Annotated in this window: 6 protein-coding genes, 1 tRNA gene and 2 pseudogenes; 5 read left to right on the forward strand and 4 right to left on the reverse strand. The window is 67.2% G+C overall.

Going from position 1 to position 6,000, the window contains the following annotated elements; genetic code table 11:
- Nucleotides 1–326 precede the first annotated feature (326 nt).
- From DEJ46_RS38865 to DEJ46_RS38875, 3 genes are all read left to right on the forward strand, one after another.
- Nucleotides 327–734 (forward strand): hypothetical protein, encoded by a 408-nt coding sequence (locus tag DEJ46_RS38865; RefSeq protein WP_150273936.1) that lies wholly within the window; start codon nt 327–329, stop codon nt 732–734.
- A gap of 247 nt (nt 735–981) precedes the next feature.
- Nucleotides 982–1,287 (forward strand): hypothetical protein, encoded by a 306-nt coding sequence (locus DEJ46_RS38870; protein ID WP_150273938.1) that lies wholly within the window; start codon nt 982–984, stop codon nt 1,285–1,287.
- A gap of 251 nt (nt 1,288–1,538) precedes the next feature.
- Complete coding sequence (locus DEJ46_RS38875) at nt 1,539–1,838, forward strand: DUF6506 family protein (protein WP_150273940.1); 300 nt, start codon at nt 1,539–1,541, stop codon at nt 1,836–1,838.
- A 15-nt stretch (nt 1,839–1,853) separates the two neighbouring features.
- Here the strand turns inward: DEJ46_RS38875 and DEJ46_RS38880 are convergent.
- Nucleotides 1,854–2,716 (reverse strand): annotated as a pseudogene (locus DEJ46_RS38880) (IS5 family transposase).
- A gap of 568 nt (nt 2,717–3,284) precedes the next feature.
- Here DEJ46_RS38880 and DEJ46_RS38885 point away from each other — a divergent pair.
- Nucleotides 3,285–3,473 carry a hypothetical protein gene (locus DEJ46_RS38885; RefSeq protein ID WP_150273942.1) on the forward strand — a complete coding sequence of 63 codons (189 nt, stop codon included), beginning with the start codon at nt 3,285–3,287 and terminating at the stop codon, nt 3,471–3,473.
- 5 nt (nt 3,474–3,478) lie between these two features.
- Here the strand turns inward: DEJ46_RS38885 and DEJ46_RS38890 are convergent.
- Together DEJ46_RS38890 and DEJ46_RS38895 are read right to left on the reverse strand one after the other, a co-directional pair.
- Nucleotides 3,479–3,558: transfer RNA gene (locus tag DEJ46_RS38890), tRNA-OTHER, on the reverse strand.
- Nucleotides 3,544–3,963, reverse strand: a complete 420-nt coding sequence (locus DEJ46_RS38895; RefSeq protein ID WP_150273944.1) for a DUF6233 domain-containing protein — start codon at nt 3,961–3,963, stop codon at nt 3,544–3,546. The genes DEJ46_RS38890 and DEJ46_RS38895 overlap by 15 nt, the downstream gene beginning before the upstream one ends.
- A gap of 565 nt (nt 3,964–4,528) precedes the next feature.
- Here DEJ46_RS38895 and DEJ46_RS38905 point away from each other — a divergent pair.
- Nucleotides 4,529–5,419 carry a hypothetical protein gene (locus DEJ46_RS38905; protein ID WP_150273946.1) on the forward strand — a complete coding sequence of 297 codons (891 nt, stop codon included), beginning with the start codon at nt 4,529–4,531 and terminating at the stop codon, nt 5,417–5,419.
- A gap of 321 nt (nt 5,420–5,740) precedes the next feature.
- Here the strand turns inward: DEJ46_RS38905 and DEJ46_RS38910 are convergent.
- A pseudogene (locus DEJ46_RS38910) lies at nt 5,741–5,833 on the reverse strand (IS5/IS1182 family transposase); the annotation flags it as partial.
- Nucleotides 5,834–6,000 lie beyond the last annotated feature (167 nt).

Consider the following 6,000-nt stretch of genomic DNA (forward strand, 5'->3'; position numbering starts at 1 on the left):
CGAGGCGCGCCTGCACCGCTGCCTCACCTACACGGCCACGCAGGCGATCGTCGCCAGCGCCGGAGCCCGCACACACTCGGCATCCGAGTCCACCTGGCCGCCGCGGCAGCGCTCGCCATCTCCTTCGCCACCCAATACGCCGCGGACCCGTGCCCCGGACAACAAGACCGGCACCCGTGCGCCAGCAGCGGGCCCACTCCTGGCCCGCTGCCCGTGCCGCGGCCGGCGGCATCCCGAGATCTGGAGTCGCTGGTCGGAGCTTCCCGCTACGTCGATACAGTTTCCGCTTTGCGATGCATGGAGCATCGCGGTTGGGGTGGGGTTTGATGAAGCGGCTGGTCATGTCGGTGCTGGTGATGGGGAGCCTGGTGGTCTCCTGCACATCCGCGGAGGAAGAGGCGAGGGAGCACGCGGTCAAGGCCTGTGCGGCCTACGACGCGTACGGCGAGAAGCGCGACGACTCGGACACAGAGGCTCCTGAGGAGATACAGGCCAGGGCGGCGGCGGCTCGGTTCGATGACGAGGCCGCGCTGGCCGCGAGCAAAGATATGCGGTGGGACCAGCTGTCCGACGCCATGACGGGCATGCAGGAGGTCGTCGTTCAGGCAGCCATTGCCTCCGACGAGGCTCGCGGTGACGCCGAACGCGCTGCGGCCATGAAGAAGATGGAGCAGCTGGATCACGGAGCTGTCGCGCTCAAGGCCCACCAGGAGTGCGAGAAGGTGACAGGCTGATCGCCCTGCGGCCACCAACTGGTCTCTGATGAGCGATGCCGTGGGCTAGTCAGCTGGTTGAGACTTTCGCACGGGTGAAGCTCCAGCCGACCAGGCGCGGCCCGCTTCAGCTGATGCTGACCAATGAGTCCATCCCGGGCGGCACCGGTCTTCACCCGACGGCGGCTGTGAGCGCACCCGTCTACCTGATCTCTCCCCCAGCTGCGTGCAAGGAGGGTGTGCTAGGTGCTCCGATTCACTGACCTGGTTGGATTCCCGCATGACGGATTGGTCGCAACTCAGTCATGCCTACGGCTCCGCGGAAGACATCCCCGCGCTACTGGACCGGATCGCATCGGAGCCGAACGCTGAACGCTGGAGCAACCTGTGGTCGGCTCTGTGCCACCAAGGCAGTGTGTACTCGGCCAGTTTTGCGGCCCTGCCCTGGCTGGCCGATGTAGCCGGCAGCGATGACCGGGAGCAAGCGGTCAGTGCCTTGAACCTGGCGGGCGTGGAGTCGACCGGTACCAGCCAGTCGATGTCGTCGGCCGTGTCCGCGCGGCCTGGACCCTAGACAAGGCCTATCGTTGCTGGTCAGGAGCGTTCGTCGCGTTTCTGATCACGCCTCGGACTCCCGCCCGTGCGATGGCGGGAGACTGGGAGCTGTCCGGCGGATCATGCGCTAGCGGGCCGTGTTGCTGTACTCGGACGGTGCGGGCATCCGGAGTGCGGCGTAGATCACTCACGGCTTGTCTCCGTTCCAGGCCATTCCCGCCCTGGCTCTGCTTGGCTGGTGGCTCTGACGATCACAGGAGGTCGATACGTATGGCGCTCACACACTGGGGGTTCATCTACACGGCGGACGGCAGCGCGGCAGGTGGTGATGTCAGCGTCGTGGACACGGGTGCGTGCCGCAGTGTGTTCGTCGGGGTGGAGAAGCCCGAGGAGGGCATCGAGGCCGCGCGCCGCCTGGTGGGCGAGGGCGTGCAGCTGATTGAACTGTGCGGGGGATTCGGGCCGGTATGGGCCGGGCGTGTGATCGAGGCGATCAACGGCGCAGTCCCCGTCGGCTTGGTTGGCTACGGACCCGAAGCGGTCGATCAGGTGCACGCGATTTTCTCGTGACAGGAGCCGGCTCCTTCACTTCGATAGGGACCGGAGCCAGAGCCGAATAGCTTGCGACGGTGACGGTGCCGTGAAAGATGTAGGCCCTCTTGTCGTGTCTCGTCGCGACCGCCCGGGAGTTCTTGAGCGCGTTGATCGTGCGTACCACTTCGTTCCTGCGCTTGTAGATCGTCGTGTCGAAGCCGGTGGGCTGGCCGCCCCTGCTGCCGCGGTGCTGGCGGTTGGCCCGCTGCTTCTTCGGTTCGGGGATGGTGTGCTTGATGTGGCGGCGATTCCGCCGGGATGAATACGCCTTGTCACCGCCGAGATGATCGGGCCGGGTCCGGGGCGCCCACTGTCCGGACGGGCGACACGGACACGCTCCATCACGGGAACGCGCTGCGGTGCGTCACCCCACTGACCCGGCGTGATGAGGAAGGCGAGAGGCCGGCAACCCCCTCACCGCAGATGAATCTTGCAGGTCAGCCCGCCCTGGGAGCGTCCGAGCCCCTCATCGGGAGGTGCTGCCGGGCGTCCGTCTTCCCGGAACCCGGGGTGGCTTCTTGCGTGCTCCGGCGGCGTTCTGGTGAGCACGGCAGGACGTTGAATCCACGCTCACCATCGACCAGTCGATGCAGCCCGTCGCGTCCGTGTCGACCCAGGACGGCCTTGAAGATCCTGTCCCACATGCCGTCCGCAGACCAGCGCCTGTGCCGCTCGTACACAGCCTTCCACTTGCCGAAACGCGCAGGCAGATCCCGCCACGGCACCTCGGTGCGCTGTCGGAAGAGAATCCCGTTGATCACCCTGCGATGACTCTCCCAACGTCCGCCCCGCTGCCCGCGCTTCGGCAGATGCTGCTTCAGCCGCAACCATTCCTCATTCGCGAGATCTCCCACCCCATGAACATGCCAACGACTTGAACCCGGGACAGGTCACATGATCCCTCGGACAGGCCCCTAAGGGGTGTCCCGTAACTCGATCAGAGGCCCAGTGAATCGCCACTGTCGGACCCCTCACCCCCGTTCGTCCCGGTCAGTACCTCCACCAGCACGTTCCAGATGGGGGCGAATCAGGCACCGGCAAGCGGGCCCAGGAGTTACGGGACAACCTTTAGCGGGCACGGGAACGAGCAGGTGGCGGTTGCGAAGTTCGCTGTCTGGGGCAGGAAGCGCCTCGGCCTCATGCGCCCGTACGGCGACGCGCTGCTCCTGCACTCGATGCGCTGGGACGACGAAGTGCGAGACCCGACCGAGCTGGCCCACGACGACGTCGACCTCTCCGAGAAGGAGATCAGCGAGGCGATCGCCCTCCTGGAGGCCATGTCCGTGGAGCACCTGGCCGACGTCGGCGAGGCCGTGCTCACCGACCAGTACCGCGAGGCACTCGTCGAGGTCATCGAGGCGAAGGCCGAGCACCGCGCACCCGCCGCCCCCTGGAGCCGAGGGCGCGCCGACCGGGCTGGTCATGGACCTCTTGGCCGCGCTGGAGGAGTCGGTGGCCAAGGCCAAGGCGTCCCGCGGCGAGACCGGCGGCGACGGCGGGCACGCCACGGTGCACGAGATGCCCAAGCCAACGAAGAAGACCGCCGCGAAGGAGGCCGCGCGGAAGCGGGCTTCCTGGTCGCTGGACGCTGGGGCGCGCGTTCTGTGGTGAGGAGCAGTCGCCGCCGGGATTCGAACCCGAGTAACGCATCCGGCGAACGGGTGTGCGTCGTCCTCAGCCACTAGACGACAGCGTCTGCCTGCGGGAGCGTACCGAGCAGCAGTGGCCGGAGCACCTGAGTATCGGGTGGCCGGATCGATGAACGTCCGAGGATGCCGAGCTCGGAGTCGGGCCTGCAAATCTCGCAGGCGCGGATCCCGCCCTCGGTGAGCGCGCGGCGGGCGTCGTCGCTGCTGAGCGGCCTCTTCTGGGGGCCGGCGAGCTTGCAGTCCCCGATGTGACGCTGTCCGCAACCGGGCGGCCGCCCTGGCGCAGGTAGGACATCACCCACCCGGGCCCCCTGCGGCAGGACGCGCACCGGGCACATCGCCGCCTCGCTGATCTCGACCTCCGCGATCCGGGCCCGGACCCGGTCCAGGGACAGCACGAGCCAGTGCTCCAGAGCCCGGAGCCGTGGCAGGTTTGGCGGGAGCTCGGACATCAGGTCACGCCGGGGCGGCGAGGGCGCGCTTGGGCTTCTGTAGCTCGGCGACCTCGGCGTGGTGGGTCTGGCAGAGCGGGTTCTCTCGGGCTGTCCGTGTCGTGCGAGCATGCTTAGACGTGTTCGCGCAGCTCAGCGCTGGTAGGAGTGACGGTATCGGATGCAACAGGTGTGGTGCCATCGCTCGTTAGGGGGCATGGGCCAGGTACACCAGAAGCCCGCCACGGGATGATCTTGGGGTGCTGACAGCCTCGCCCGTCAGCCGTACGGCTCAGTGTCGTTAGTGGTGACGTTGGGTTTCGTCCGGGACGGGTGGGTTGTGACCGCGATCGAGAGGACCGGGTATCCGCGGTTCAAGCGGCTGGTCACCGCGCATGAGCTGCATCTATTCGCGCCGAGCCGTGACGAGGTCGAGTGGGCCGCGGCCCGTGCCGACTGCGATGAGCATCTGTCGGCCTAGGACCTGTCCGGCCGATCATGGTTTCTGTGAAACGTCGGCCGAGCACAGTGCGCTGTGGAACAATCACTCTCTGTCATGTGTTTGTGTACACGCGAAGGACGTTCCATGCGCATCTTGAAGAGGCTGAGGTCGGCCGTCACGGCGATGGCGGTCGTGACCGGCACGCTGGCGGGGATGGTCACCAGTGCTCCTGCCTCGCACGCGGTGACGGTGGCGGACGGTACACCGCCGGCGTCGGGTCCCTTCCGCGGCATGGTGATGGCGAAGAAGACCGCCTCGGTGGGCGACGACCAGGCGGTGACAGTCAGCTGCCCCCCGGGGCAGGTCCCCATCTCCGGTGGCGCCTTTGCGACGGTCGGCCAGCCGCTGTACTCCAACATGGTGGCCCTCGTCGAGAGCATGCCCGCCCAGAACTCCCAGGGGGCGTACGGCTGGACCGCGTCGGCCCGCAGCGGGCCGAAGCCGCTGACCGTGACGGTCCACGCGGTGTGCATCTACGCCCCGGCCGGCTACGAGGTGGCCGAGCAGTACCACTTCACCATCGATCGCAACGCCCCGCTCGTCACCACCTGCCCCACCGGCAAGGTTGCTTTCGGCGGCGGCGGAACGGTCTACGGCGGGACTCGGAACCTGAACCAGTCGTACCCCGGCCCGGCCGGGAGCGCCAATCCCAACCAGTGGATCGTCTCCGGCTACGACGTCCATGCGGAGCAGTTGCGGGTCGACGGCTACGCGATCTGCGCCGATCCCATCGCCGGTCTGACGACGACCCGCTACACCCACACGACCTCCGACGACGTCGCCGGCGGCGTCTTGCAGTGCGCCACTGACAAGAAGGTCGTCGGCGGCGGAGCGGCTGTCACCGGGTACGACGACACACTGGTGACCAGCAGGCCCCTGACCGCTGCGGAGAGCGGCGGCCGTGACGGCTGGCAGGTCCAGGCGACCGGCAACAACACGCCGCACGGCGTCGACCTGTACGTCACCTGCTACTGACCGCAGACCGAGCACGGCCGGGGTCCGGCAGCGCAGTTCGCTGCCGGACCCCGGCCGTTTCGCGCCAACCTGCTCGCTTGGCCCGATCCGACTCCGTCGAGAGCGCCATGATCGCCCGGACCTAAGAGGTCCTAACACAATGAGTTGTCGTCACCAGCAGGCGACGCACTGGGTGAGGTCTTCCGACAGGACAAGGATGAAGCGTCTCTGCGATGCAGTGACGGTCGCCATGTAGACCTGAGCGGTTCCTGCGGCTTGAAGTCTGGTGACGGCTTCGGCGAGTCCGGGCCGAGGTGTGACGCCCGTGTCGAGCATGACTTCGTGCCGCCAGGACAACCGTCTCTCCCGCTTCGGCAGGAGCGGCTCGATCCGCTCCCACAGGTCATCCGACACGATCCACGGTGAAGCCCCCATGGCCGGACAACACCGAACCCGCCGACCGGACACGGCCACCAGAACCGATCCACCTCATTGTGTTAGGCGTTCTTAGAGGTCCTAACAAAGGCGTTGGACGTGTCGGTGGGTGATGAGGCATGTGGCGAGGCCGAGGAAGGCTTCATGGATGTCGTCGCGTCGTTCCC

Origin of the sequence: Streptomyces venezuelae (genome assembly GCF_008642375.1) — a bacterium.
GTDB lineage: Bacteria > Actinomycetota > Actinomycetes > Streptomycetales > Streptomycetaceae > Streptomyces > Streptomyces venezuelae_G.